The 26,021-nt window shown below is 33.4% G+C and carries 26 protein-coding genes and 2 pseudogenes; 19 read left to right on the forward strand and 9 right to left on the reverse strand.

Translation table 11 applies throughout. The annotated features are described in order from the left end of the window. Window positions 1–12: 12 nt before the first annotated feature. The 8 genes and pseudogenes from LEM02_RS06870 to LEM02_RS01565 all read left to right on the forward strand — a co-directional run bounded on the left by LEM02_RS06870 (window position 13) and on the right by LEM02_RS01565 (window position 6,535). Window positions 13–903: pseudogene (locus LEM02_RS06870) on the forward strand (alpha/beta hydrolase family protein). A 49-nt stretch (window positions 904–952) separates the two neighbouring features. Continuing rightward, complete coding sequence (locus LEM02_RS01535) at window positions 953–2,026, forward strand: AI-2E family transporter (protein ID WP_226079425.1); 1,074 nt, start codon at window positions 953–955, stop codon at window positions 2,024–2,026. 99 nt (window positions 2,027–2,125) lie between these two features. Next, window positions 2,126–2,761 carry an HdaA/DnaA family protein gene (locus LEM02_RS01540; protein WP_226079426.1) on the forward strand — a complete coding sequence of 212 codons (636 nt, stop codon included), beginning with the start codon at window positions 2,126–2,128 and terminating at the stop codon, window positions 2,759–2,761. A 211-nt stretch (window positions 2,762–2,972) separates the two neighbouring features. After that, the gene (locus tag LEM02_RS01545) at window positions 2,973–3,143 is read left to right on the forward strand and encodes a hypothetical protein (protein WP_226079427.1); all 171 of its coding nucleotides are present in this window, start codon (window positions 2,973–2,975) and stop codon (window positions 3,141–3,143) included. Next, window positions 3,133–4,119 (forward strand): tyrosine-type recombinase/integrase, encoded by a 987-nt coding sequence (locus LEM02_RS01550; RefSeq protein ID WP_226079428.1) that lies wholly within the window; start codon window positions 3,133–3,135, stop codon window positions 4,117–4,119. The genes LEM02_RS01545 and LEM02_RS01550 overlap by 11 nt, the downstream gene beginning before the upstream one ends. 56 nt (window positions 4,120–4,175) lie before the next feature. Next, window positions 4,176–4,901 (forward strand): lysophospholipid acyltransferase family protein, encoded by a 726-nt coding sequence (locus tag LEM02_RS01555; protein ID WP_029237643.1) that lies wholly within the window; start codon window positions 4,176–4,178, stop codon window positions 4,899–4,901. 43 nt (window positions 4,902–4,944) lie between these two features. Next, entirely contained in the window at window positions 4,945–5,214 is a 270-nt protein-coding gene (gene rpsT / locus LEM02_RS01560) for a 30S ribosomal protein S20 (RefSeq protein ID WP_226079429.1), read from the forward strand. Window positions 5,215–5,293: 79 nt separating this feature from the next. Continuing rightward, window positions 5,294–6,535: a citrate synthase gene (locus tag LEM02_RS01565; RefSeq protein ID WP_226079430.1), complete on the forward strand. Its 1,242-nt coding sequence runs from the start codon at window positions 5,294–5,296 to the stop codon at window positions 6,533–6,535. A gap of 44 nt (window positions 6,536–6,579) precedes the next feature. Here the strand turns inward: LEM02_RS01565 and LEM02_RS01570 are convergent, their stop codons facing one another. Both LEM02_RS01570 and LEM02_RS01575 read right to left on the reverse strand, forming a co-directional pair. Next, the gene (locus tag LEM02_RS01570) at window positions 6,580–8,061 is read right to left on the reverse strand and encodes a hypothetical protein (protein ID WP_226079431.1); all 1,482 of its coding nucleotides are present in this window, start codon (window positions 8,059–8,061) and stop codon (window positions 6,580–6,582) included. Between the two features lie 26 nt (window positions 8,062–8,087). Further along, window positions 8,088–8,252, reverse strand: coding sequence for a hypothetical protein (locus LEM02_RS01575; protein WP_010404042.1), 165 nt, complete (start codon window positions 8,250–8,252; stop codon window positions 8,088–8,090). 417 nt (window positions 8,253–8,669) lie between these two features. On the opposite strand from LEM02_RS01575, the pseudogene LEM02_RS01580 reads away from it, so the two are divergent. Continuing rightward, window positions 8,670–8,955, forward strand: a pseudogene (locus LEM02_RS01580) (GIY-YIG nuclease family protein). Between the two features lie 538 nt (window positions 8,956–9,493). Here the strand turns inward: LEM02_RS01580 and LEM02_RS01585 are convergent. The 3 genes from LEM02_RS01585 to ruvA all read right to left on the reverse strand — a co-directional run bounded on the left by LEM02_RS01585 (window position 9,494) and on the right by ruvA (window position 12,538). Continuing rightward, on the reverse strand, window positions 9,494–10,711 hold the full coding sequence (locus tag LEM02_RS01585) for a hypothetical protein (protein ID WP_226079432.1): 1,218 nt from the start codon (window positions 10,709–10,711) through the stop codon (window positions 9,494–9,496). Window positions 10,712–10,979: 268 nt separating this feature from the next. After that, complete coding sequence (gene ruvB, locus LEM02_RS01590) at window positions 10,980–11,969, reverse strand: Holliday junction branch migration DNA helicase RuvB (protein WP_007302374.1); 990 nt, start codon at window positions 11,967–11,969, stop codon at window positions 10,980–10,982. Further along, window positions 11,966–12,538: a Holliday junction branch migration protein RuvA gene (gene ruvA / locus LEM02_RS01595; protein ID WP_226079433.1), complete on the reverse strand. Its 573-nt coding sequence runs from the start codon at window positions 12,536–12,538 to the stop codon at window positions 11,966–11,968. Before ruvA ends, ruvB begins: the two co-directional genes overlap by 4 nt. Before the next feature lie 290 nt (window positions 12,539–12,828). Between ruvA and LEM02_RS01600 the strand changes: the two genes are divergently transcribed. Together LEM02_RS01600 and LEM02_RS01605 are read left to right on the forward strand one after the other, a co-directional pair. Continuing rightward, window positions 12,829–13,353 (forward strand): c-type cytochrome, encoded by a 525-nt coding sequence (locus tag LEM02_RS01600; RefSeq protein ID WP_226079434.1) that lies wholly within the window; start codon window positions 12,829–12,831, stop codon window positions 13,351–13,353. Between the two features lies 1 nt (window position 13,354). After that, the gene (locus tag LEM02_RS01605) at window positions 13,355–14,110 is read left to right on the forward strand and encodes an alpha/beta hydrolase (protein WP_226079435.1); all 756 of its coding nucleotides are present in this window, start codon (window positions 13,355–13,357) and stop codon (window positions 14,108–14,110) included. A 42-nt stretch (window positions 14,111–14,152) separates the two neighbouring features. Here LEM02_RS01605 and LEM02_RS01610 read toward each other — a convergent pair whose 3' ends face one another. Both LEM02_RS01610 and LEM02_RS01615 read right to left on the reverse strand, forming a co-directional pair. Further along, entirely contained in the window at window positions 14,153–16,066 is a 1,914-nt protein-coding gene (locus tag LEM02_RS01610) for an ATP-dependent helicase (RefSeq protein ID WP_226079436.1), read from the reverse strand. A gap of 121 nt (window positions 16,067–16,187) precedes the next feature. After that, entirely contained in the window at window positions 16,188–16,493 is a 306-nt protein-coding gene (locus LEM02_RS01615) for a WD_0964 family protein (protein WP_458695372.1), read from the reverse strand. Between the two features lie 312 nt (window positions 16,494–16,805). On the opposite strand from LEM02_RS01615, the gene LEM02_RS01620 reads away from it, so the two are divergent. The 8 genes from LEM02_RS01620 to ccmE are packed head-to-tail and all read left to right on the forward strand — an operon-like array spanning window position 16,806 to window position 23,933. Then, on the forward strand, window positions 16,806–17,393 hold the full coding sequence (locus tag LEM02_RS01620; protein WP_226079438.1) for an NADH-quinone oxidoreductase subunit J: 588 nt from the start codon (window positions 16,806–16,808) through the stop codon (window positions 17,391–17,393). Further along, window positions 17,384–17,692 carry an NADH-quinone oxidoreductase subunit NuoK gene (nuoK, locus tag LEM02_RS01625; RefSeq protein WP_226079439.1) on the forward strand — a complete coding sequence of 103 codons (309 nt, stop codon included), beginning with the start codon at window positions 17,384–17,386 and terminating at the stop codon, window positions 17,690–17,692. Before LEM02_RS01620 ends, nuoK begins: the two co-directional genes overlap by 10 nt. Window positions 17,693–17,696: 4 nt before the next feature. Continuing rightward, entirely contained in the window at window positions 17,697–19,544 is a 1,848-nt protein-coding gene (nuoL, locus tag LEM02_RS01630; RefSeq protein WP_226079440.1) for an NADH-quinone oxidoreductase subunit L, read from the forward strand. A gap of 3 nt (window positions 19,545–19,547) precedes the next feature. Further along, window positions 19,548–20,990 carry a complex I subunit 4 family protein gene (locus tag LEM02_RS01635; protein WP_226079441.1) on the forward strand — a complete coding sequence of 481 codons (1,443 nt, stop codon included), beginning with the start codon at window positions 19,548–19,550 and terminating at the stop codon, window positions 20,988–20,990. Next, on the forward strand, window positions 20,987–22,375 hold the full coding sequence (locus tag LEM02_RS01640) for an NADH-quinone oxidoreductase subunit N (RefSeq protein ID WP_226079442.1): 1,389 nt from the start codon (window positions 20,987–20,989) through the stop codon (window positions 22,373–22,375). Before LEM02_RS01635 ends, LEM02_RS01640 begins: the two co-directional genes overlap by 4 nt. A 4-nt stretch (window positions 22,376–22,379) precedes the next feature. Further along, window positions 22,380–23,423, forward strand: coding sequence for a biotin--[acetyl-CoA-carboxylase] ligase (locus LEM02_RS01655; RefSeq protein WP_410543379.1), 1,044 nt, complete (start codon window positions 22,380–22,382; stop codon window positions 23,421–23,423). Then, window positions 23,420–23,557, forward strand: coding sequence for a CcmD-like small membrane protein (locus LEM02_RS06875; protein WP_458694835.1), 138 nt, complete (start codon window positions 23,420–23,422; stop codon window positions 23,555–23,557). Before LEM02_RS01655 ends, LEM02_RS06875 begins: the two co-directional genes overlap by 4 nt. Then, window positions 23,541–23,933, forward strand: coding sequence for a cytochrome c maturation protein CcmE (gene ccmE, locus LEM02_RS01660; protein WP_226079443.1), 393 nt, complete (start codon window positions 23,541–23,543; stop codon window positions 23,931–23,933). Before LEM02_RS06875 ends, ccmE begins: the two co-directional genes overlap by 17 nt. A gap of 77 nt (window positions 23,934–24,010) precedes the next feature. Here ccmE and LEM02_RS01665 read toward each other — a convergent pair whose 3' ends face one another. Continuing rightward, complete coding sequence (locus tag LEM02_RS01665) at window positions 24,011–24,364, reverse strand: hypothetical protein (protein WP_226079444.1); 354 nt, start codon at window positions 24,362–24,364, stop codon at window positions 24,011–24,013. An 81-nt stretch (window positions 24,365–24,445) separates the two neighbouring features. Further along, window positions 24,446–25,990 carry a magnesium transporter MgtE N-terminal domain-containing protein gene (locus LEM02_RS01670; RefSeq protein ID WP_226079445.1) on the reverse strand — a complete coding sequence of 515 codons (1,545 nt, stop codon included), beginning with the start codon at window positions 25,988–25,990 and terminating at the stop codon, window positions 24,446–24,448. Window positions 25,991–26,021: the final 31 nt, after the last annotated feature.

The raw sequence follows: 26,021 nt of genomic DNA on the forward strand, positions 1-26,021 counted from the left end.
TAGAGGGAAATAATGCATGTTGCTAAGTATAATAAAGAAAATGAGATACATCTTATATTTTTTCATGGAATAGGTGATAATTATAAAAATGCGTCCAGGTAATACAAGATAGATCTACATATCTCCATAGGTCTAATTTCTACACTCATGCACATAAATACCCAATTGCATTTCAAAACTATATAACTTACGCAATAGCTAGTTTCTTGTTTTTAGGAACATCAATACTATTACCAGCTTTAATATTACTTACTAATCCAATGACATCTAGGACAGCAAGTTTAGCAATCTTAGCAGCTTTAACTTGCATCTTTTTATCTGTACCACCACTCATGATTCCGTTTATAAATAAGAATCAAAGCTTGTCTCAGCCTTCAATAAAAGAAATCAGTAAATTAATTGACAAGGGTGTAAAATCTGAAAACATTATACTTTTTGGCCATTCCTTTGGAGGAGCAGTTGCATCAGAAGTACTAAAGAATTTTGCAGATAGAAATGTTAAGCTTGGAGGTGTTATTTTTTACCAGCACTTTCAGCTCTTTTCACAATGCAATAAAGCATTTTCCAATTCCTCAAGCGAAAATTCTAAGTGTACTGCCCTCTTGTTTGTTAAAAAAAATGCTCAAGGTTCTAAATCTATACTTTGACATAGTAAACAATATACGAAAGCTACAAAATGAGAAAATACCAATAGTGGTCATTAACCATGAAAGAGACACTTTAATACCATACCCTGCACAATTAGCAAAAGGACTAGAAGATAATCAATTGTTAAATAAAAATCTGATGAAGATCGTTAATCTGAGAGGTTTTACAGTTGATCCACACAACGGAGTTTTATTTAGTTGGGAATTGGGTAAAAGTTTGGCTGATTTCATACCTAATAAAACAATGAATAGATAATATTTACAAAAAACTGTATATTTTTCGGTAAATTGATTATGCTAAACACATGCAAAAACGTCATATAACTATTTGTTGTGTACTGCTTTTCATAATAGGGGCATTATTTTTGATGCGTCCTATGATTGTTCCGTGTCTAATATCCGTTTTTGTTGCGTATTTATTTAATCCACTAGTAATAAAGTTTGAAAAATATAGAATACCACGTTCATGTTCTGTAGTTTTTATAATACTTGCCTTATTGATAGCTTTTATATTAGCTATCACATTTGTTTTACCTATTATATATGTTCAAATTACTTTAATATTAAATTTCTTAGTGAATAAGGTACCTTCATTAAAGCTTAAAGTGATTCCTTCTGTATTAGAATTTCTTAATATAAAAACTGAAGATAGTTTATTTGATCACTTGTCTAAAAATCTAGTAGAAAATTACAGTGATTATATATCTTATTTTATCAATGCTCTTAGCATGGGCAGCGATCTTATAATTCAAGTGTTAAGTTCAAGCTTTAGCTTGATTTACATGTCGTCATTAATAGCTATTACGCTTATGGTGTTTTTCTATGTATTACGTGATTGGCATTTAATTGTAGAAAAAGCTAGTAAACTAATTCCCATTCCTTACAGAGAAAAAGCTGCAGATTACTTTTCCAAAGTAGATTTTATTATATCTAATTACCTAAAGGGACAGTTAAACGTATGTATAGTCATGATGATCTTTTACTCCGTGAGCCTTAGCATAATTGGGCTGAAGCATTCCGTCGCTATTGGAATTTTGTCAGGAATATTAACATTTATACCCTACATAGGGCCATTATTATACACTATTATCGGGTTTCTGAGCGCCATTACTCAATTTAGTGGCTGGTTTGAAAGTGCTGCTGTTTTGCTGTTATTTAGTGTTGGACAATTAATGGACTCAAGCATATTAGTTCCTTTATTAATAGGAAAAAAAGTTCATATACATCCAACTATCATTATTTTGGGAGTTGTCATATGTACCTCATATTTTGGGTTTATAGGTATATTATTTTTTATTCCAATAATAGCAATGTTCAGTGTGTTAGTAGAATATACAGTCAATAAATATTTTGAAAGTGAGCTTTATAAAAATGGCTAATTAGTTCATGATAAAAAGAACCTCTGATACATTTGAGAAATGTAAGTAAATTTTTATGCAAAAATTATTATCAAAAAGTAGCAATGTAAGAGGATTTACGTGCAATTAAATTTATTTAACAATAATCAAGTTGATTATTGTTGGCAAAATTACATCATCTTAGACGAAAACAAGCAGGTATACAACTCGATAGTTAATGATTTATCTTGGAAATGCCTGATTCTTTTTGGACCTAAAAGCTCTGGAAAAACTCACCTTGCTCATATTTGGCAATCAATAAACGATGCAATTTTCATCAATGTGAATAATTTTGTAAGCGAGATTAGGTATAGCAATGCGTTTATTTTAGAAGATGTACAAAACATTAAAGATGAGGAAATGTTATTACATTGTTACAACTACATGAAAGAAAATGACAAAAGACTGCTAATTACTTCTTCAATTTTACCGAAAAAGCTTAACTTCAAACTAAAAGATTTAAGTTCGCGAATATTATCAACTATCAGCGTAAAAATTTTACCTGCAAGCGAGGAATTATTAAGAATTATGCTAATAAAACAATTTTCAGATAAACAGTTAAAAATTGATCTAAAGGTAATTGATTATATTCTAGCAAGAATAGAACGTTCTTTCCACAGCATTAATAAAGTTATAGAAAAAATAGATAATGAATCTATAGGATCAAATGTAACCATTCCTTTTATTAACACTTTATTAAAAAAAAGTGCCAATTGATTCCTTTTTTTGTAAGGTATTTATTATATATATTAAAAATTTATTAATACCCATACAATAATGAAGTTGAAATCACTATTTCTTTATGTTAAAATTACAATAAATACTATGATGTAATAAGAATAAACAGACATAGCTAAGGGATATTTTATACGATAGTAAAACTTACTTTACAGGATGTTTTTTATAGATTTAATGTTATAATTGAAATATGGTAAAAATAAGATCAAATTTAAAAAAAAGGTTAAAGCAAAGGTTTGTAGTACTTACTTTATTGATAGGTGCCTTGTTTATCTCATATTTTCTTATAAAAAACACAAAAAATACTTTCAATCAAATTATAGTCAAAGAAATAAATATAGGAGCTGATAATGAAAAATAAACAACTACAAAATAAAAAAGAGAATCTTTACATAACGTATTACATAGATACTTTGGTTTCCGAAAAATCTTCTACACAAAATACTTTGGAAAGTTATCGTTCAGATTTACACCAACTTGAAAAATTTTTATTAGAAGGAGGCACTACCTTAGTTGGTGCAAGTAAAGCTAATATTAAAGATTATGTAAACTTTTTACGTACACAAAAGAAATATAAAACTAGCTCTATATCAAGAAAAATATCTGCTATCAAAAATTTCTATAAGTGCCTATTTAATGATGAAATAATAGACTTTAATCCAGCACCGGCTAATGATAATGAATTAAGAAATCCAAAGGTTTCCCGTCCTTTGCCTAAGTATTTAAGTGTTCAAGAAATATTTTTGCTCATGGAAACAGTAAAAAAATCAGCAAGCGGATCAAATAAAAAGATAAGCAGTAAAAGGCTATGTGCAATTTTAGATATCCTTTACTCTTCCGGGATGCGTATTTCTGAACTAATTAATATGAAGTTATGTGAAGTATCACATTTAGTAAACAGTAACGGTAAAGAAGGCTATATAATAATAAAAGGAAAAAGTGGCAGAGAAAGGCAAATATTTTTTAATGAGCAAGCATTACAAAGCCTTAAAGATTATTTATCAATTCGTGACAATCTGCTCCCTAACAACAAAAAATCTGATTGGCTATTCCCAGGTGATAAACCTAATAAACCAATTACAAGGCAAAGAGTTGGTCAATTAATAAAGGAATTAGCAAGAAAGTGCGATATTGATGAAAATAAAATCTCTCCACATGTGATTAGGCATTCTCTTGCTACCCATCTACTGAATAGCGGAGCAAATATTGTGCTGATACAAAAAATTCTTGGCCATACTAATCTTTCTACAACACAAATATATACTCATATTGCTAACGAAAAGTTAAAGGACAAATTAGCTGATTCTCATCCTATTACTCAGATGATCAATAATTAAACTTATTGCTTTTAGTTTTGTAGTAAAGTTAAATTCAAATAAGTTTACGTGTGTTTGTGATTGCAAGTTTATTGTTTAATTTACTCCTTATATTATGGGAAGTATTCTATACTTTAATTACTCTCCCTGTAATTTTCTTTCCTGAGTGTGTAATAACCATTTTCCTTGTTTGCTCGGTGAGAGTTGTATTATTCATGTTGCGTTTATTATGTGGCATTAAATATGAAGTGAGGGGAATGGAAAACATTCCTAAGCAACCTTTTATAATTGCATCTAAACACCAATCTCCATTTGAAACATTTATTTTTATACTACTCTTTAGAAAAGCAGTTTTTATTTTAAAACGTGAATTGAAATGGATTCCATTTATTGGTTTGCATCTCATGGCATTAAAAATGATTTTTATTAACCGCTCAGATGGTATTAGTTCTGTGCGTCATATCATGAAATTAGCAAAAGTGTGTATAAAAGAAAATAGAGGCATAATAATATTTCCTGAAGGTACAAGAACAACTATAAACCAAAATATAAAATATCAATCGGGTATTGCTGCTTTATATAGCGTATTATCTGTTCCTGTGTTACCGATTGCTTTAAACACTGGTTTGTTTTGGCCAAAAAGCATACTTTCTCTGAGAAAGAATCCCGGAAAGGCGGTAATAGAAATATTACCTCCCATATATCCTGGGTTAAACAAAAATGAATTCTTGCAAAGTTTAGAAAAAATCATTGAAGAAAGAAGTAGTAGATTAATTGCAGAAAAAACTGATATTGCAAATTAACAAAAAAACTTTATAATTAAAAGAAAAGTACAGGTATTAATATATGGCAAATCATAAGAGTGCTAAAAAAATGATGAAGGTAATAGCAAAGCGTACTTTAGTAAATAAGATGAGAAAAAGCAAAACTCGTACTGCTATTAGAAGATTAGTTGATATAATCAAGTCTGGTGATAAAGAAAATGTTGTTTTGGCATTTCGGAATGCTGAATCCAATTTACACAAATGTGTAAATAAAGGTGTCATTCATAGGAATACCGCTGCGCGTAAAATAAGTCGCTTAAATGCAAAAGTAAAAGCATTGATAACCGCTTAATACGGTTAATGTAAAGTTAGCTGTATTAATATATACTCTTCAGTTTATATATTCTGTATAAAATTAAGTAGCTTAAGTGATGGATAAAAAAGTGCTATTAGAACTAAGTAATGGGTTAAAAGTTGAGCTACCCATATTAAGTGGAACAGTAGGTCCTGATGTGTTAAATATTAAGGATTTATATAAGAAGACAGGATTATTCACTTACGATCCAGGGTTTGTTTCTACAGCTTCATGCTCTTCTACAATTACATTCATTGATGGAGATGAAGGAGTTCTTAAATATAGGGGACATAATATAGCTGATTTGGCAGAGAATAATAATTTTACTGCTGTGATTTATTTATTGCTCTATGGTGAATTACCCAGTTCAGAGCAACACAAAAAATTTCTTCTCAAAATACAAGAATCATCCAAAGTATCAGAGCAAGTTACAAATGTAATCAAAGCATTTCCAAAAACTGCTCACCCTATGTCGATTTTAGTTGCATGTTTTGCAAATTTGTCAGCGTCTTACCATGAAATGCATGGCAACAATGTCAATGGTGAAGATTTAGATTTTGGAATTTCTGCAATAGCAAAAGTTCCTGCAATTGTTGCAATGATTTATAGACATATCAACAATCAGGAATTCATAAATGCTAATAATAAATTAAGTTATAGTGAGAATTTCTTAAATATGGTATTTGGCAGTGCTGTTAATAATACCCTTTTTGTAAACGCTCTGGATAAAATATTTACTCTCCATGCTGATCATGAACAGAATGCTTCTACAGCAGCTGTCAGATTGGTAGGGTCAGCTGGTTCTAATCTATTTGCAAGCCTGTCTGCAGGAGTTGCTACACTTTGGGGTCCAGCACACGGTGGAGCTAATGAGGCAGTTATAAATATGCTAAAAGAGATAGAGCAAAGTGGAGATATAGATAGATTCATTGAGAAAGCTAAAGATGATAAAGATCCATTTAAGCTAATGGGATTTGGACATCGTGTTTATAAAAACTATGATCCGCGCGCGCTTATATTAAAGGATGCTTGTCATGAGATTTTAAGCAAACTAGAGCAAAACAATGAATTACTTGAAGTTGCAAAAAAACTTGAAGAAATAGCTTTAAAGGATGAGTATTTTATTACACGTAAGTTGTATCCAAATGTTGATTTTTACTCAGGTATAATAATGAATGCTATCGGTATCCCTTCAAGTATGTTTACACCCATTTTTGCACTTGCAAGAACCACTGGTTGGGTTGCCCAGTGGTATGAAATGGTAAACGATGAAGAAACCAAGATTTGTAGGCCAAGGCAGCTATACCTTGGCAAATAAACTTTCATTCACAATTCGTCCTCAAATAGTCTAATTTTCTTTAGCTATAAAATACAACAAGTTGATTTTTTACTAATAGATGTACGCTTTTTTTCAGAACATTGGTCAGGCTGTGATATAGAAGGTTGGTTAAATGTTGTTTTGGGCTTATTAATAAAAGAAGATCGTGCTGAAGATCGTGCTGAAGAAGGGCCAAAGCCACTATCTTTAGCCGAAGCATCATCCCCACCTTTACCTTCACCATAGTAGTCGGGCCTAAGGAATTTGCTTGAGTTTCCAGTACGTGATTTACCTATAACTGAATTCTTAGGTGAATCACCAAAACCACTATCTGCACTTGGCCCATCCGTCCCTACTTTTTCTTCAGAAGGGGCAAGAGTTTGTGGTTTCATAGCTGGCACACGCGCAGGATCAATGGATAGCTTATATTTAACTTTATCTTCACCTGTATCTTTATCTTTAACTTTATATTCGCTGATTAAAGAGCTCTCTGTGATCTTATCCATCACACAGTAAGCAATGTCTGGGTTAGCAAAATCTATTCCATACACTCCTTTACTGCCCAATAGCGATATCTGTGAAGTCCGACCTTCAAAGCTATTTAGTATATCCATACCAAACATATTATTAACGTGATTCACTTCTTCTCTTGTTAAATATCCCTCCTCATTATTATAACTTACAATAGGAATTAAAATTGATTCTTCGTCACTGTTCAAGTAAGAGTCACGCAATATACGATTAACTGGTATGTTTGCTTCACGAAACAAATTAACCACTGCAGATTTCAGCATGTCAATAGCTCCAACCTCGCCTTTTGGAGTATCAAAACAACGACACACCGATGATACTCTACGCTTTACTATGTCTTGAACAAACTTAAGATCATCAAAAACGCCTTTCTTTAAATATACATCATTCCCCTTCTCTTCTAAAAAACCCTTAAATCTTTTAGGACTATTTTCATAACTTTCCATTCTCGATGAGAATGATTTTACAAAAGAGTCTTTTAATTCTCGATCATCAAAGCCCTTACAGTATAAATAAGATTTTCTTTCAAAACCCACATCGTATACATTTTCACTCACATAATCTGGACCTTTAGGATGAACGTCCATAATACGTGCTATTGTAAACCGTATAAGTTCATTAGCTAGCAAATATTTTAGATTACAAACTACCTCTTTTTCAATTGGCACTGAAAACCTATGTCTGCTACTATCTGTAATCCATTTTACTTGCTTAAAGTTAAAAGGAAAAGAGTCTGTATAAAAAAGATCATTGGCAGCCTTTTCGACAAAAACTTTTTCATCCTCATCTTCATTATCTCCACAAAACTTTCCTACTATACTCTCTCTCATATTTTTCAAGTAGTCTTTGCGCTGACCAATATTCATATCTTTATCAAATGAGAGAACAATATGATCTTTTTCTACAGTGAGATTAGTAATAACAGTCTCATCAGAAAGAAGAACACTATTAAACGCTTTTACTAATTCTCGATTTATTTTACTTTTATTAGGCATAACGCCACCCCCCTAAACTAATATAATTATTTACTGCTGCCCTGACCACTAGATTGATTTTTCTTTCTTTCCTCTTCACGTCTAATCATGTCTCTAAAATCATCTATTTTCTTTGGATCTATTTTGCTCAGATCAATCTTTACTCTCCCTGAATCAGGTACTTTTTTATTTGGATCATTATTGCCATGCATATCAACCTCTAAATTAAATTATTATGTAATGAGTATATTAAGAATCAACTACTAGCACAAGCAGTTTTTTAACATAAATTTTATTCACCATTTTTATACTCCTGGATTCCAGACTGGGATGACAAGAGAAGAAGTACTGGAATAACAACTTTTTAAATTAAGTTTTCTGGATCCCAGTGTCAGCTACTTGGATGACAACGGAGGGGCCACTTGCATGACAGCCTTTTAAAATTGGTATGACACCTTTTTGGTACACAACCTTTGGTGCATTATGCACTCAAGACAATGTCATTCCAGCACTTCCTCTCTTGTCATTCAAGTAGCCTCTTTGGTATCAAAGAATAGCCTCTTTGGTGTCATCAAGTAGCTCCTTTAATGTCATTCCAGTCTGGAATTCGGTAAATTTATTTATTATATATGAAAAGTTATTATATTTATATACTTGCAAGTGAACGCAATGGAACCCTATATACAGGTATAACATCAAATTTGACTAAACGAATTTGGGAACACAAAAGCAAAGCCATCTCTGGTTTCACGTCAAAGTACAATGTTTGTAAACTAGTCTATTTTGAAAGACATAAATTTAGCAATTAGTAGAGAAAAACTCCTAAAAAGTTGGCAGAGAAAATGGAAAATAAACTTAATTGAAAAAACAAATCAAGAATGGAAAGATTTATATGATGAAATTGTGTCTGGATGACAGTGTCTGAGTACACAACTGTACGAACATTGCAATATGGCGCATCGTTGGCACTGGCTTCCATTCAAGACGGTGTCATTCCAGTCTGGAATCTAGAAGAGAAAATGGATCCTAAACTGAAATAACAACTCTTTTAAACTAAGTTCTCTGGATCCCAGTGTCACGCACTGGGATGACAAGAGAGGAGGTAATGGGATGACATCAAAGGAGGCACTGGAATGAAAATGAAGGGCTACCTGAATGACAGACCGGTTTTCATTCAAATTTTATTCAAGACGATGTCATTCCAGCGCGTGACGCTGGAATCTAGAAGAGAAAATGGATCCTAGACTGAAATGACAACTTTTTTAAACTAAGTTCCTGGATCCCAGTGTCAAGCACTGGGATGACAAGAGAGGAGGCACTGAGATGACAACAAAGGGGCTACTGAAATGACAAGAGAGAGCTACTTAGATGACATTCCGCCATGTCATTCCAGCACTTGATGCTGGAATCCAGATAAAAAACCAGTCTGGAATGAAAAAAAGAGAGAGAACCTTTACACACCTCTCTCTTTGACTGAAGAAGCATGATTTTCAACTTTTATGTCCTCAGTTAATCTTCTTGGCAGTTCCACAGCAGCATTAGCAGCTTTTTGCTGACTATTGGCAGAAGGTTCTTTTCTATTGTATTTCTTCCCTAAATCCTTCTTTTCTGTGTTGTTCCTTTTCACTCTCCTATGTCGCTCTGGAGCGGGTGGACAGACAGCTAATTTTGGTTTTTCAGTTTTCTCTTCTTTTGCTTCTTTCTTTTCTTTATTCATTTTTTCCAGTTTTTGTACTTCACTATTTTTGTGACTTATAACAGGTTTAGGTAGAGTGTCTACTAATTTTTCTATAGGCTTTGGTAAAATAGCACGTTCTTGCTTATTCAGAGTGATTGGCATTGGAACTTGAGATGAAAAATTAAAGAGAGAAATTGGTGTGATTTCATTCACTTTTGTTTCTATTTCTTGACGAACTTCTTTTGATTCTGTTTTTTCTGCTTTTTTGTCTCTTTTTTCCTCAGTTACATATTGCTCTACTACTGCTGCTAAATCAACTGCAAAAATTTCTGCAAACATTGCAATGACTGAGCCCACGAGAAAAGTTTGAAGCTTCAATTTTAAATTTTGCAACGCTTGCAAACGTTCGAGTATTGCTATTTCCTCTTCCGGAGATAACCCACCACTGAGTAATTTCTCCTGCAATTCTTTTATCTCTTTGTCTAGCCTTTTATCCCAACTTAAATCTAAATCTTTTTTGAAGATCTTTTTAACTAATTCCTTAAGCTTATCACGCAAAAACTTAATTATCGAAAGAAGCAGATTTTTCTCTTTCTTCTCCTTGAGCATTTTGTAGACTTTCGGATCTACATTTACTTCAAAAAGATTAAAGAGGGATTCAAAGAAATTTGCGAATACCCCTTGATTATTATCAGTAAAGTAATCCTCATTATCTTGTATCTGTAGCTCTACTTGAGATAATGTTTCATCAATGCAACTCGCAGCCTGACGCTCAAGCTCTATTCTCTTGAGCTCAGCTTTCCTAGCAAGCTCCTCCATGAATCCTTTTAATTCATTGAGCTTCTGCTCTGCAGAGAGATCTTGCTCCCTGACTCGATTAATGAAGATTGAGCTACCGTCCTCCTCGTTGTTATTGATTAAAAAATTTTTCATTGCTTTTTCTCCATTAATTGAATTACTGTTTCTATAATTGTTTAGAAAGCTTTTTACCATTTTATCTTAAGTCTATAAAATACAATAACTCAATCTTACAATATGAAGTATTTAATAAGTATTAATCTTAAAAAATATCAATAAATTATTGATATTTTTACATTCATACTATATACAGCCTAGCATATATTACGTAATTTTTCAAGAACATATTCACTATAACAGAAGACTTTCTTATTTGCCTCTAAAACACCTGCAAATCATATAATAAGAGAATATTATAATGTTTAGTGTAATACTATACAATGTTATAAAATATAGTATAATACTAGCATACCACTGAATTAATGCTGAGATATTCCCTTGCTTGATCAGTTAAAACACGTCCTCTTGGTGTGCGCTTTACGAAACTGACCTTGATTAAATAAGGTTCTACTGTTTCTTCAATATTGCCAACATCTTCAGATAGTGCAATAGATATGGTGTCAATTCCAACAGGTCCTGAGGTGTTAAACAAAAATCTCAGATAATCCATATCTAATTTATTTAGTCCCATTTTATCTATACCCAATTTTGATAGTGCAGAACCGGCAATTTCACAGGTAATTTTTTTATCATCTTTTACTTCAACAAAATCTCTTATTCTTCTGAGTAATCTCAAAGCAATTCTTGGAGTACCACGGGCGCGGCAGGCAATTTCCTGCACAGCATCCTTTTCGATTTCAGCACAAAGAACTCTTGCACCTCTTTTTATAATATCAACCAGTTCCTCAAAAGAATAAAACTCAAGATGCAGGGGAATACCAAAACGATCCCTCAGCGGTGCAGAAAGCAGTCCAAGCCGTGTTGTTGCCCCAATCAGTGTAAATGGTGGTAAATCTATTCTTAAAGTTCTGGTAGATGGGCCCTCACCTACTAGTATATCTAGGCAAAAATCTTCCATAGCAGTATATAAAACTTCCTCAATGCTACGATTTAATCTATGGATCTCATCGATAAATAGAACATCTTTTGCATTTAAAGTAGTGAGCACTGCAGCTAAGTCCCCAGCTTTACTAAGCAATGGACCAGAAGTTGCACGAAAGCTAACCCTTAACTCCTTAGAGACAATTTGTGCTAAAGTTGTTTTACCAAGCCCTGGAGGACCATAGAGCAATACGTGATCCAAAGCTTCAGCTCTAGTCTGTGCAGCATTTATAAACACTTTTAAATTTTGTATTAAGTCTTTTTGCCCGACAAAATCATCAAGTTGTTCAGGCCTGATATTTAAATTACGTACATCTTCAGAATATTCCTTACTACATGATATTGACTTCATATTGTTTTAAGCGCCATGCGAATAATATCTTTAGTGTCCAAGTTTGGTGATTCATCTTCTATTTTTTTTATTGTATCATAAGCTTTTGTTCTTTCATATCCAAGATTGATCAAAGCTGAAAGAGCATCTTCACTAATTGGATGAAAATTATTGTTATTTATCTCTAGTTTACTTACTTTGCCACTCAACTCAGTGATAATTCGATTTATGAGTTTCAGGCCAAGTCCACTCACCTTAAGTGCTAGTTTATCCTCATTTATAATTGCCAAAAACAGTTGCTCTGGAGTTAATTTGCTCAAAATTGACATTGCGGTTTTATAGCTAACACCGCTCACTTTAACTAATAAACGCAGACACTGCTGTTCTTCTTTACTTATAAAGCCATATAGCTGAGCAACGTTTTCTCTGCTATTTGCATAAGTGTCGATAAGTAATTTTACTCTACTTCCGATTGAACAAGCACTTAAAATTTTGGCTGAAAGATATACTATATAGCCAACATCATTCACATTCAGGATTATGTGATCGCTGCACACTTCATCAACTATTCCGCTTAGATTTCCTATCATTTTTAGTGCTGTATAAAGTTCAGTTTAAATGCTCCTGAATCTTAGGTCAAGCAAATGAGCATATAGCAGTGGCTCCAGTTGCAATCATTGTAGACAAGTTTGCAGGAAATCTATTTGAATATATTATTCCAGATCAGTATGTAACTGGACCACGAGTTACTTCATCAGCAGAATTGCGGTCTATTAACTAAGTAGTAGAAATTTCCATCTTTGGTGAAATTAAGGTAATTGTTTGCTGTTTGCGAAAATATTTGCATAATTTAAGTAACATTACTTGATAAGAATTAACTATGGAGCTTAATAAGATTGCAGCATCAATTTTACTTTCTGGATTAATAATTATGATAGTTAGTAATGTGGTTGATACGCTCTATAACCCAGAGAATTATAAAATTGAACACCAAACAATAGTAGCAGCCAGCAATGAGCCTCAGCAAAAGATTGAACAAGTGGCACTTGATATTGGGGAACTCATGCAAAATGCTAGCTTTGAAAAAGGCAAGTCAGCAGCAAAAAAATGTATAGCTTGCCATAGTTTTGAGAAAGGTGGAATGAATAAAGTAGGACCAAATTTGTGGAACGTAGTTGGAAATGAAAAGACTCATCTTGGCAATTCATTCAATTACTCAAGAGCACTACTTGAAAAAGGTGGGAAATGGGGGTATGAAGAGTTATTTGCTTTTTTAAGAAATCCAAAAGCCTACATAAAAGGTACACGTATGGCATTTGCAGGCATTTCCAATCCAAAAGAAATTGCAGATCTAGTTAGCTATTTGCGTCAACTGAGTGATAGCCCGGTTGCTTTGCCAAAGTAGTATGGATTATTGTAAATTACTTGATGGAAGTAATGATCACATAGCATATCGAAAGCTACAAGGAAGGAAAGCTTCTATAGTTTTTTTTGGTGGTTTTGCATCCAATATGGATGGGAGTAAAGCAACTGCCATTTACAAATTTTGCCAGGAAAATGATATAGCACTTGTGCTCTTTGATTATTTTGGTCACGGTAATTCAAGTGGTGATTTTACTGATTATACAATAAGTGACTGGCAAAAAAATTGTGCTAAAGTGATAAGCGAGTTAACTAGAGATAAACAAATAATTATAGGCTCAAGTATGGGGGGGTGGCTGATGCTGCTCACTGCACTTCAATTTCCAGAAAAAATTGCAGCATTAATCGGTATATCGTCTGCTCCTGATTTCACTGAAGATTTAATATTTAAGCAATTGTCAGATAAGCAAAAAGAAGAGCTAGTCTCTAAAGGTGTAATAGATTTTACTTCAGAGCACTGTGTATACAAAATAACTAAAAATTTGATCAAAGATGGCAGAAAGAACCTTCTTTTAAATAAAGAAACAATAGATATAAACTGTCCTGTGCGCTTGCTGCATAGCATTAATGATAAAGATGTTCCTTACAAAACTTCATTGAATTTAGCTGAAAAAGTCAAATCAACCGATGTTGAAGTATACTTGATAAAATCAGCAGAGCACAACATGTCTGACAATCATTCACTGGAAGTCTTATTTAAGACCATTAGAGAATTTTTGCCAGGAGAAACATATAGTTAAAGTAATTCAGATGTATTTGTAGTAAGGGCTGCAGTTATAGCTTCAACAGTAGGCGCTACTCTTTATCACCTCAACATTTTCTCTTGGCAGTTCTTTAATAAATCGAGAAGTGCGCATTGGTTGCCACTGATTATTAATTTCCCTTCTATCTGCACATGAAATGATTAACCTTTCTTTGGCTCTGGTTATGCCGACATATGCGAGTCTCCTTTCTTCTTCTAAAGCTTTACCACTTTTATCTTCAAAAGATCTTTGATGAGGGAATAATCCTTCTTCCCAACCAGGTAAAAACACGCACGGAAATTCGAGCCCTTTAGCTGCGTGAAGAGTCATAACATATACAGTGTCATCGTTATTCATATTATCCACTTCCATCACTAAACTTATGTGCTCCAAGAAGGTTGTAGCGTTGTCAAAATTCTTCAAAGATGAAATGAGCTCTTTGACATTTTCTATTCGTGCTAAACCTGTTACTCCTTCATTCTCAAGCATTTCCATATATCCTGATTGATTTGCTACGATTTTAACGAATTCATGCAGTGGTTTTACGCTTACTATTTCTTCCCAAGCTTTAATTTTATTTAAAAAATCATTTAGTGAGAGTTTAATTCTCTCAGTCACTTGATTACCATCAACTAATATTTTTGCTGCTTTAAAAAAAGAAGTGCTGTTGTCCTGAGCAGTTGTGTATATCTTCTTTAGAGTTGTAGTTCCTATGCTTCTCTTTGGCCGATTCACTATCCTTTCAAAAGCAAGGTCATCATTATTATTTGTAACAAGCCTTAAATATGCAATTATATCCCTTATTTCTTGACGTTCATAGAATTTTACGCCACTTATAATCTTGTAGGGAATTGAATATTTTATAAAATACTCTTCGAGAACTCTAGTTTGAAAAGTAGCTCTGACCAGCACTGCAATATCACTAAATCTATACTTATTGAGCTTTAATATCTGTTCGCTTATGAATCTTGCTTCAGCTTTCCCGTCCCACAATTTGATTAGATTTACCTTTTCGCCTTCAACGTTTGTTGTCCACAACTTTTTTTCTAAGCGAGTCTTATTATGATTGATAACATATGATGCAGTTGCAAGTATGTGGGATGTTGACCTGTAGTTACACTCCAGTTTAACGGTTTTTGCATTTTTAAAATCATCGGAAAATTTCAAAATATTTTCAACTTCTGCACCACGCCAACTATATATCGACTGGTCATCATCTCCTACACAGCAAATATTTGAATGCTCTTTTGCAAGGTATTTTAGCCAAAGATATTGTATTGCATTTGTATCTTGGTACTCATCTACCATGACATACTTAAACTTGTTTTGGTAGTAGGACAGAACTTCGGTCTTTTGATTAAAGAGTTGTATATTATATAGCAATAAGTCACCAAAATCGACAGAGTTAAGGAATTTTAACCTTTCCTGATACTGGCGATAGACTTTGAGTGCAGTTACGTACACTGGCCTAAATGATTGAATATCTTCCACTTCAGATGGCAATAAGCACTTCTCTTTCCATTGCTGAATAATATTCATAATGGTCTTACATTTTTCTGGTAGGTAATCAGGGCTTATTTCATTAATAATATTTTTTATTACCTGTAATTGGTCATCCATACCAATGATTGTAAAATTGGAATTTAAGCCCACAATTTCAGCATGATAACGTAAAATTTTTGCTGCAATTGCGTGGAAGGTGCCAAGCCACGGTATATTTGTGCCCGTAAGTTCAAGCACTCTTGATATCATTTCATTTGCTGCTTTGTTCGTGAATGTAACTGCTAAGATCTCATCGGAGTAAGCGTAACCATTTCGAATTATGTGCGCTATTCTTGAAGTGATCGTTCTTGTTTTTCCCGTTCCGGCTCCTGCCAGTATTAAAACTGGTCCATCTATGTTAGTTACAGCTGATTGTTGTTCTGGATTTAGCAGTGAGAGATAATCGTTCATTGCAGCCCTATAGATTATAACTTCGTAAAGTTAAACCTATGATCGAAATATTGTAAAGATCTTATTGAACATAACAGTCAACTCATTCAAGTACTACATATTTAAGCGTAGGGCTTTGTATCTATCTTATTTGAGTAGTTAGTGTATGCTGAGTAACAATAACTTGATTTGAGATATTGGCATCAAAACTTCTGCTTGTTGGATGAATAGGTGGAGTTTGAAATGGCTTAGACTTATGATTCAGTTCCTTCATCATTTCCTCAGCTTTAATAGGAAGTTTTTCTGGAATATAGAAGTTATGCATTTCAGGTCGTTCAGTGAAATTTTCATATATTTCTTTCAACCAAGCTCCAATATCATATATAAAACCATATGCTTTTTCTTTAAATTCTCTCCATGATCTGCCTAAACTGGCTAGTGTATTTATTGAAGTAAATTGTCACATAATCTCTTGTGGTGTATTGATAACTCTCTCTATTTAATTTTTCACTTTGCTTGTCACAAGTTTTGAAGTAACCAAATATGTTATACATTTTGAGCTATCACTAACTATTAATATACATATATTATGCGTTAATAAATTAAAACTGTCAAGAGTGTTTATTGCATTACTGAGAAAATGCTCTATTTAAAATGGAGCTGAAGCTTGTAGTAGAATGTTTTCAAACGTTTAATATAATATTGACTTTACAGCAATAATTACTTTAAGTTAGTAGCTATTGTTGCAGTTAAAGTATCGATGCCTTTTTTCTTTTATTTTTTTGCAATTCTCAGCATTTTATCTGCTGTTTGTGTAATTAGTGTAAGAAATCCTGTGCATGCAGTATTATTTTTAATTTTTACTTTCGTTAATTCTGCAGTTCTTTTTATTCTCCTTGGAGCTGAATTTATTGCTATGATGGTATTGATAGTATACATCGGTGCAGTTGCAGTGTTGTTCCTCTTTGTAGTTATGATGCTCGATATTGACTACATAAGATTGCACCAGGGTTTTGCAAAGCATTTCACTCTTGGTGCTATATTATGTGTTGTGTTTTTTCTAGTCATCAGCTTTGTAATCCGCAGCTCAGCACCCGATATAAGCAATGTTATAAACTATAATACTAATAACGTGAAAACTATCGGTAATTTGCTGTATACCGACTATATGTACGCTTTTCATCTTTCTGGTATTCTGCTGCTTGTTGCAATTGTCGGTGCAATTGCTCTTACTTTGCAGGACAAGAAAAAAGGAGTTAAAAAACAAAATGTATTAAAGCAATTGACACAATCTTCATCTGTAAAATTGATTAAGGCTAAATTTGGAAAAGGAGTAGAATGGAAATAGGATTAAATCATTTTTTGATAGTTGCTGCTGTTTTGTTCACTATTGGGGTGTGCGGTATTTTCATTAACCGTAAGAGCATAATCAATATACTGTTATCAATAGAAATATTATTGCTGGCGATTAACATCAATCTAGTTGCTTTTTCTGCCTTTATGAATGATATAGTTGGGCAAATTTTTGTGATGTTTGTGTTGACTGTTGCGGCAGCAGAGTCAGGAGTTGGACTTGCAATATTGGTTGTATATTATAGAAGCCGTGGCAATATAGACATTGAACAAGCAAATTTAATGAAAGAATGAAAGTATGATGGATATACTGAAATTAATAGTATTTTTGCCACTCTTTGGTTCGCTATTTGCAGCACTTTTTAGAAAAAATCAGTTAGTTACAACGGTAGGGATTGGAATATCTGCAGTTTTATCTTGGTATGTTTTTCTCACCTTCTCTGAAAATTATCACTTGAGTTTATTTCCTCTATTTTCATTAAGTGTATTAAAAGTAAATTGGGCAATTAGTGTGGATGCTCTCTCATCCTTAATGCTTATTGTTATTACCACCGTTTCACTATTAGTCCACCTCTATTCTATCGGTTATATGGAGCATAACAAAGGGAAGTCGAGGTTTTTTTCTTACCTATCGCTGTTTACGTTTTGCATGATTGTGCTGGTTGTAAGCGATAATTTCGTGCAGCTTTTTTTTGGTTGGGAAGGGGTTGGCCTATGTTCTTATTTACTCATAGGATTTTGGTTCCAAAAATATTCTGCAAATAATGCAGCAATTAAAGCATTTGTTGTGAATAGGGTAGGAGATTTTGCACTATTGATTGGGATCTTTCTCATTTATTATACATTTCACTCTTTGAAATTTACTGAAGTTTTTGACACAGCTGATCTTCTTGGTGCGCAAAACATTAGAGCATTCTGCTGTGAATTTAAAATAATTCATATAATATGCATATTACTTTTTATTGGCTGTATGGGTAAATCTGCACAGCTTGGTTTACATGTTTGGTTGCCAGATGCAATGGAAGGGCCAACCCCTGTTTCTGCACTCATTCACGCAGCAACGATGGTAACAGCAGGTATATTTTTAGTAGCAAAATGTTCTCCATTGTTTGAGCTATCAAATGTGGCACGAGAATTAATAGTTATTGTTGGGGCACTTACTGCTTTTTTTGCAGCTACAGTTGCAATTACTCAGAACGATATAAAAAAAATAATTGCTTATTCAACCTGCAGCCAACTTGGTTATATGTTTATGGCATGTGGGCTTTCTGCTTACAATGTTGCTATTTTTCATTTAATGACACACGCTTTTTTTAAAGCTCTACTATTTCTTGGTGCTGGCAATGTAATTCATGCAATGCATCATGAGCAAAACATTCAGAAAATGGGAAATTGCTGGAAGAAAATCCCTTGCACTTATGCTCTCATGTGGATTGGGTCTCTTGCGCTTTCTGGAATATTTCCATTTGCAGGTTTTTACTCAAAGGATTTGATCATTGAACATGCTTATAGCACGGATAGCTTTGCTTTTGTAATAAGCTTAGTTGTTGCATTCTTCACAGCGTTTTACTCTTGGAGGTTATTGCTTCTTGTGTTCCATAGCCAAAAACAAAGCAAAATTAATATACATGAAGCACCGAAGATTATGCTTATACCATTACTGATACTTGCTTTTGGATCGGTATTTTCTGGAGTGTGGGGAGCAAATATTTTGAACATAACTAGTAATGCGTTTTGGAAATCAAGTTTAATGGTGATTGATGAGCATGGAGTTCATAATTTCTTTATAAAATTACTACCAACCTTGGCGAGCCTAAGTGGAATAGCACTTGCGTACCTAATTTACCAATATCAAGTAATTAGGCAAATTAAGAGTAAATTTTTACTTAAGTTTTTGCAGAATAAATGGTACTTTGATGAGGTGTATGAGTTTGTTATAATTGTACCAATAAGATTTATATCTAGGCTTCTATGGAAGTTTGATGTTAAGGCTATTGATTCATTTGGACCAAATGGTGTTGTAAGGTTGGTTAATGAATGTTCAAAAAGTTCTATAAAGTTACAAACTGGTTATATATTTGATTATGCATTTATTATGTTTGTTACTTTAATAATCGGTGCTTTATATATTATTGGAATTAAATAGAAGGTGTTGTTACTTAGTATATTCTTGCTTCCACTGATAGGAGCGTTGATTTTATCCTCGATCAGGATTAATCATCAATCTATACACCTAAGATTCCTTGCTCTATTTTTTGCTATACTTCCATTTTTGCTTAGCATTGTAGCTTGTATAGAATTTGATTATAACAATGCGGACTTTCAGTTTGTCAGCTATCCAGTAAGAGATATTGAAATAGGGGTGGATGGAATATCGTTGCTTTTCCTTCTACTTACGACCTTCTTGTTTGTTATTTGTATGCTCTATAATTGCAAAATGAGTTATACGACCCTAAAAGCCTATATGGCATTATTTCTGCTGCTTGAGAGTTTTGTAGTTGGTTTTTTCGTTTCACTGAATGCTATAGGCTTTTATGTATTTTTTGAAGCTGTCTTAATACCAATGTTCTTTATTATTGGCATTTGGGGAGGGAAGCAAAGGATATATGCAACGTTTAAGTTATTTCTTTATACACTTACCGGTTCATTGTTATTTTTGCTTGGGTTAGTGTACATTTATAATATCTTTGGAACATTTGATATACAGGAATTAGCCACATTAACTCCAAGCCTTGATCTTGGAGTACAGTCATTGCTGTGGATTGCATTTTTTATTTCTTTTGCAATAAAAGTACCGATGTTTCCATTTCACACTTGGCTTCCTGATGCACATGTGCAATCACCAACTTCTGGATCTGTGATTTTAGCTGGCTTGCTTATTAAAATGGGGGGATATGGATTTTTAAGATTTTCTATTCCAATGCTTCCTCAGGCAAGTTTGTATTTTTCAAATTTCGTTGTTGTGCTAAGCATTATTGCGGTGATATATGCTTCTCTAGTTGCGTTTGCTCAAGATGATATAAAGAAGTTAATAGCTTATTCTTCAATAGCACATATGGGGATTGTTACCGCTGGCCTCTTTTCATTTTGTGAGGAAGGAGTACTGGGTAGTATATTTCAAATGATTAGTCATGGCATTATTTCTGCTGCTTTATTTTTATGTGTTGGAATGCTATATACTCGAACTGGGACTTTGGAGATTGCAAAATATTTTGGCATAGTAAACACAATGCCAAAATTTGGTTTTATGTTCATTTTATTTTCAATGGCTTCAATAGGTCTACCAGGAACATCTGGATTCATAGGTGAGTTTTTGGCTATGGTTGGAATGTTTAAGAGCATAGGTTTTTTTACAGGATTTATCGCACTTGGCACTATTTTAAGCGCAGTTTATATGCTGAATTTATGTAAGCAAATAATATGGGGAGTTAGTGATTCTAAATTGTTAAATCATCACCTGGATAACATAGAATTTTCTGTCTTAATTCTGCTTGCAGTGTTTGTTGTTTTGCTTGGATTCTACCCAACCCTTGCACTGAATTATTTGAAGCCATGTATGGCAAGTTTGTTAGTCAAATATAATGCGCTATGAATTATATACAGATATTGCCGGAAACGTTCTTTATTATCTCCTCGTTAGTGTTGCTACTGCTTGGAATTATATTTAACCGCCGAACTATCAACTTATTAGTACTTGGCTGCACAGTGATAACTTTGATTATTTTAATTATTTCGGCAGAAAACAATGAAATTTTTCTCTTTAATTCGTTGTTAAAACTCAATTTATACATCAGGTCAGCCCAAGGGTTAATTCTCAGCACAGGAATTTCAATACTTTTGATACTGAATTTATCAAAATATGAATATAAGTGTGAGCTTTCAATAATGGTTCTTTTTGCACTGTTTGGAATGATAACTTTAGTTTCAGCAAATAGTCTGATTTCTTTTTATTTAGCTTTTGAGTTGATGAGTATATCTTTATATGTTCTTGCGAGCTTTAATAAGGATTCAGCTTATTCATGTGAAGCCGGAGTGAAATATTTTACACTTAGTGCTCTATCTTCGTGCATTATGCTGTATGGTATGTCATTACTTTATGGATATACAGGACAAATTAATTTCTCTGAGCTCGGTTCATTCTTGCAAAACCATCAGATAACTTATGGAATAGTTTTTGGGTTAGTTTTTATCCTTATTGGTTTGTGTTTCAAGCTTGCTATTGCTCCTTTTCATATGTGGGCTCCAGATGTCTATCAAGGTGCACCTACCATAGTAACTGCTTTTTTTTCTACAGCCCCAAAAGCTGCACTTGTGACGTTTTTAATTCGGTTGTTTATGAGTGAAGAGCTAGTAGGTATAGAAAAGTATTTTCAGCCTGTTTTTTTATATATTTCAGCGATATCTGTACTTATCTCAGCTTTTGGGGCTTTACGCCAAAGAAATCTAAAAAGACTCCTAGCTTACAGTTCAGTTGGTCACATTGGTTTTATATTTGCTTCACTTTCTATTTTTACACAAGCAGGAACAGATAGTGCCTTAATGTATTTGGTGATATATATCATCACAAGCATAGGACTATTCTCATATCTCGTACAAATTGACGATGAAGATTGTGATATTGCAAATTTATCTGGTATAGGGAAGAAACACCCAATTGTAGCATTTCATCTTTCTGTACTGTTACTCTCGATGTCGGGAATACCTCCACTTGCAGGTTTTATCGCTAAATTTTTTATATTCAAAAGTTTAATAAATTCTGGCTTTATCAGCCTGTCCTTGATCCTTGTAATAGCGAGTGTGATATCATGCTACTATTATTTAAATATCATGAAAGTTATGTATTTTGATAAAGCTAGTGGTAATAAGGTTGCTTATTCTAAGGGTCTATTCATTATCACTTCAGTGGCTTCACTGATCAACCTCGTTCTTTTCTTGTATGTAGAAGATCTTTACTCACTCATTGAACTAAAGGGCTGACAAGGTGATCCCTGAGGGCTTTCATATTCATCATTACAAAGAAGTTTCAAGCACTAATAAAGAAGCGTTGGATTTAATTGATAAAGGAATATCAAATGAAACCGTTATTATTGCCGATAAACAAACAGAAGGCAGGGGGCGCACCGGAAAAAGTTGGGTTTCTCCAGAGGGTAATTTTTATGCGAGTTTGGTGATAAACCTCTTTAACGATTATCTGAATGAAAGCCAGCTTTCGGTGTCATTCCAGCGCGTGACGCTGGAATCTAGAAAAAAAGAAGAATGGTCAAGCACACAACTGTACAAACGTTGTGGTATTCCCACCAAGGATGATGTCATCCCAGTGCCCAGACACTGGGATCCAGAAAACTTAATTACAAATGGGCACATCAGGCAACTGTGTAATAAGAACTGGATTCCAGTGTCACGCACTGGAATGACACCACATACCACCTGCAAATTGCAATGTTCGCATAGTTATGTGTCAAACACTGGGGAAAATACTGGGATGACAGAAAGAGGGTTAATGAATCAAGTTAGCAAATTAACAGAATTGACTTTTGTGACTGCTCTTGTTGTAGGGAATACTTTACTGTCATTTATGGATGATAGTAACATTCAATATAAATGGCCAAATGATGTCCTAGTTGATAGTAAAAAAATCAGTGGAATATTGCTTGAAAAAAGATCCAATTCGAATTGGCTTATTGTAGGAATTGGAATTAATGTCAATCATGCACCACTTCCAGGAACAACGTGTATTAGCAATTACGGTGAATCTGTGTCTAACATAGATCTATTAGAGAAATTAATAATAAATTTTAATAAGCTAAGAAAGCAATGGCTGTTTGATGGGTTTTATGCTATAAGAAAAATGTGGCTCACAAGAGCATTCAAGATGAACGAGCAAATCAGTGTAAAGTTAGCTGACAAATTGTATGAAGGAATTTTTGCTGATATAGATAAAAGTGGTAAATTGGTGTTGCAGCAAAAGGATGAAAGCTTAATTTATTTTGATGCAGGTGAGTTATTTATTAACGATATATTATGAACACGTATGTGATTTTTGCTTACCTTATTAGTCTTACATTGATTACCGGAGAACTGATTTTTACCATTTCTTGCTATATCAAAAGTAAAAAAATTCTAGAAAGCCTGAAAGATAATAATGAAGAAGAAACATAAGCGATTACTTATAACTTCAGGAATTCTCTGCTTTTTAAGCTACATAGTCTTTTTTATTCTAACAACGCTCAAAGAAAATATCTCATTTTTCTATACAGTAAGTGAAGCAATAGTTTTACCAAATAATCAAAAGCCAATACGTGTTGGTGGAATGGTTGTTGAAGATAGTGTGATACGGAGCGAAAGCGAAGTGATTTTTCAAATGACAGATTTTAACAAAAGCGTTGTGGTAAAATATCAGGGAATACTTCCACCAATGTTTTCAGAAAAAAGTGGTGTTGTTGTGCAAGGTAAAATGTTTGATAATAGTACTTTTCTTGCAGATACGGTGTTTGCAAAACATGATGAGAATTACAAGCCGAAAGTTTTAAAATAGATTCCCTAATTCAGCTATATTGAAACGGTGTATGGAGAAAGCAACAATCTGCTAGCAAGCTGTTACTTTCCTAACTACTACAATATATCAAAGTGAGTTGGTGCCTCCTCAGGTAGCATACTATTTACCTTACCTGCTAACTCACTTAGATCTTTTTTCAATCCTGCATCATCGTTGCCTATAATATCTTCCAAACTTTTAACTTTAGCTTGCTCTTCTCCTAACTTAGTATTCAAGCTACCAATAAGTTGTGTGTTTATATTCAGAACTAATTCATCAACTGCTTTTTTAACAGTATTACCACTTACCATTTTTTTAAGGTCTTGTATATCCTTATCAGTACCTGTCTTAAGTTTAATAAGACCAAGAGCGCTTATAAGTTGTTCTTCATTATTAGCACTTTGTAAAAGGTTTTGTGAGTTCTCACTCATATAAATTACCTCCATAAATTATTAAAGTTAAAATTATTTTTTAGTTTCACATGCACACTGTTGATTTATCAATATCCAAGTTCACAATAAATGATCTGTTACTGCAAACTCAGCATTAACATCTTGAAGAACGTAAGTTGATGGATGTGCATCATTCCAATTTGCTTCACTCTCCTCAGGAAGCATTCGTTCAACCTTACTCATAAGGTCTTTCATTTTTTCATTTTGCTCGTTAAATTTCTCCTTCAATGCATCAATAATAGCACTAGACTGATCTTTACTACCAAGATCACCAATCACAGATATAACTCTCTCGTGAGGCAATTTGTGAATAATATCTTTAAGCTCTTCTGCACCTAAATTATCCAAAAGTTCTTTAAACTGCTCATGAGACATACTATGAGCAAAAGCTTGAAGTTTTTCTGAGTTGTTAGCTAAAGACTCAATAATCATCTGAATCTTATTAGTATCAGTTAAATCTCGAGCTACTATTGAAAGTTTTTCATGGTCTAGCTTATTAATTAAGTTATGTAATTTATCTCCTTCTAAAGCGTGTACTAGGGTTGGAAGTTGCTCAGACCACAATTCCTTGGAAAGAATGGTCAAATGGTGCTCATCTAAATCTTTTGCTAATTCTACAAGCTGATAATCGTCTATATTATTGATAAGTGCCTTGAACTGATCGACTTTTAAGTGAGGTAAAATTTCTCTTACTTGCTCTGGATGTAAGTCTCTCACTAGGGCTCCAAGCTGATCATCATTTAAAATAGGAATAATTATTTGTAATTTTTCTGGATTTAATTCCTGAGCAAGAGTGTGCAATTGGTGGTCGGTCAAATGATCCACTAAAGCTCGAAATTGGTTATCTGTTAAGCTCTCTGCCAAGACCTGTATTTGCTCATTATTAAGAGTATGGGTAAAAGTTTCTAACTGATTGTGTGTTATTTTCTCAACAAAAATTTTTGCAAATGTTTTTGATAATATTATATCCTCTGGTATTTTAGATGATATTATATCTTGTATTACTTCTTCCTTAACATGCCGTTCAATATATTGGAGTGCCTGATTGTCAGGTGAATCAATAATATTCCCTTGATCATCCGAGAAATAATATTTGTAGGTATTACCTGACTCCTCCCATGTTACATATTTATATTCCACTGGTTGTGCCTTAAGAACGTAAATATACCTTGTGCTATAATCAGAAAGTTTTGATATTTTGTAGTCAATTGATATCTTCATTAATTCTTCATTAAGATACACAAAAGAATGCAAGTTATTTTCATAACCGAGTTTAGCGTTTCTAAATGGCGCAACTGGAAATTTACAATTTGTGATTAGACCTTCTTCTTTATTACAACGGTAAGATGTTTGTTTCAAATCTTTTCCATTCTCCTTTATGCATGCAACAATTGTAAAGGAACCATCGCTTGAAGCGTTGCAAAATTTTATAGGTAAATCTAGTACTCTACCATCTTCATCATCCAGTGGAATAAATCCAATTTTATCAAAACTATTCCAAGTTAACTCTTCACCACCTACGGAACCTTGAAATATCCTCATTCTAGTCTCGTTAAATACTCTTTGTCCAGGTACCATTTTAAAAACATGTTTCTTTCCACTCATAAATATTACCTAGTCAACTTAATTATATCTA

Origin of the sequence: Wolbachia endosymbiont of Tribolium confusum, assembly GCF_020405475.1 — a bacterium.
In the GTDB taxonomy this organism is placed as follows: Bacteria; Pseudomonadota; Alphaproteobacteria; order Rickettsiales; family Anaplasmataceae; genus Wolbachia.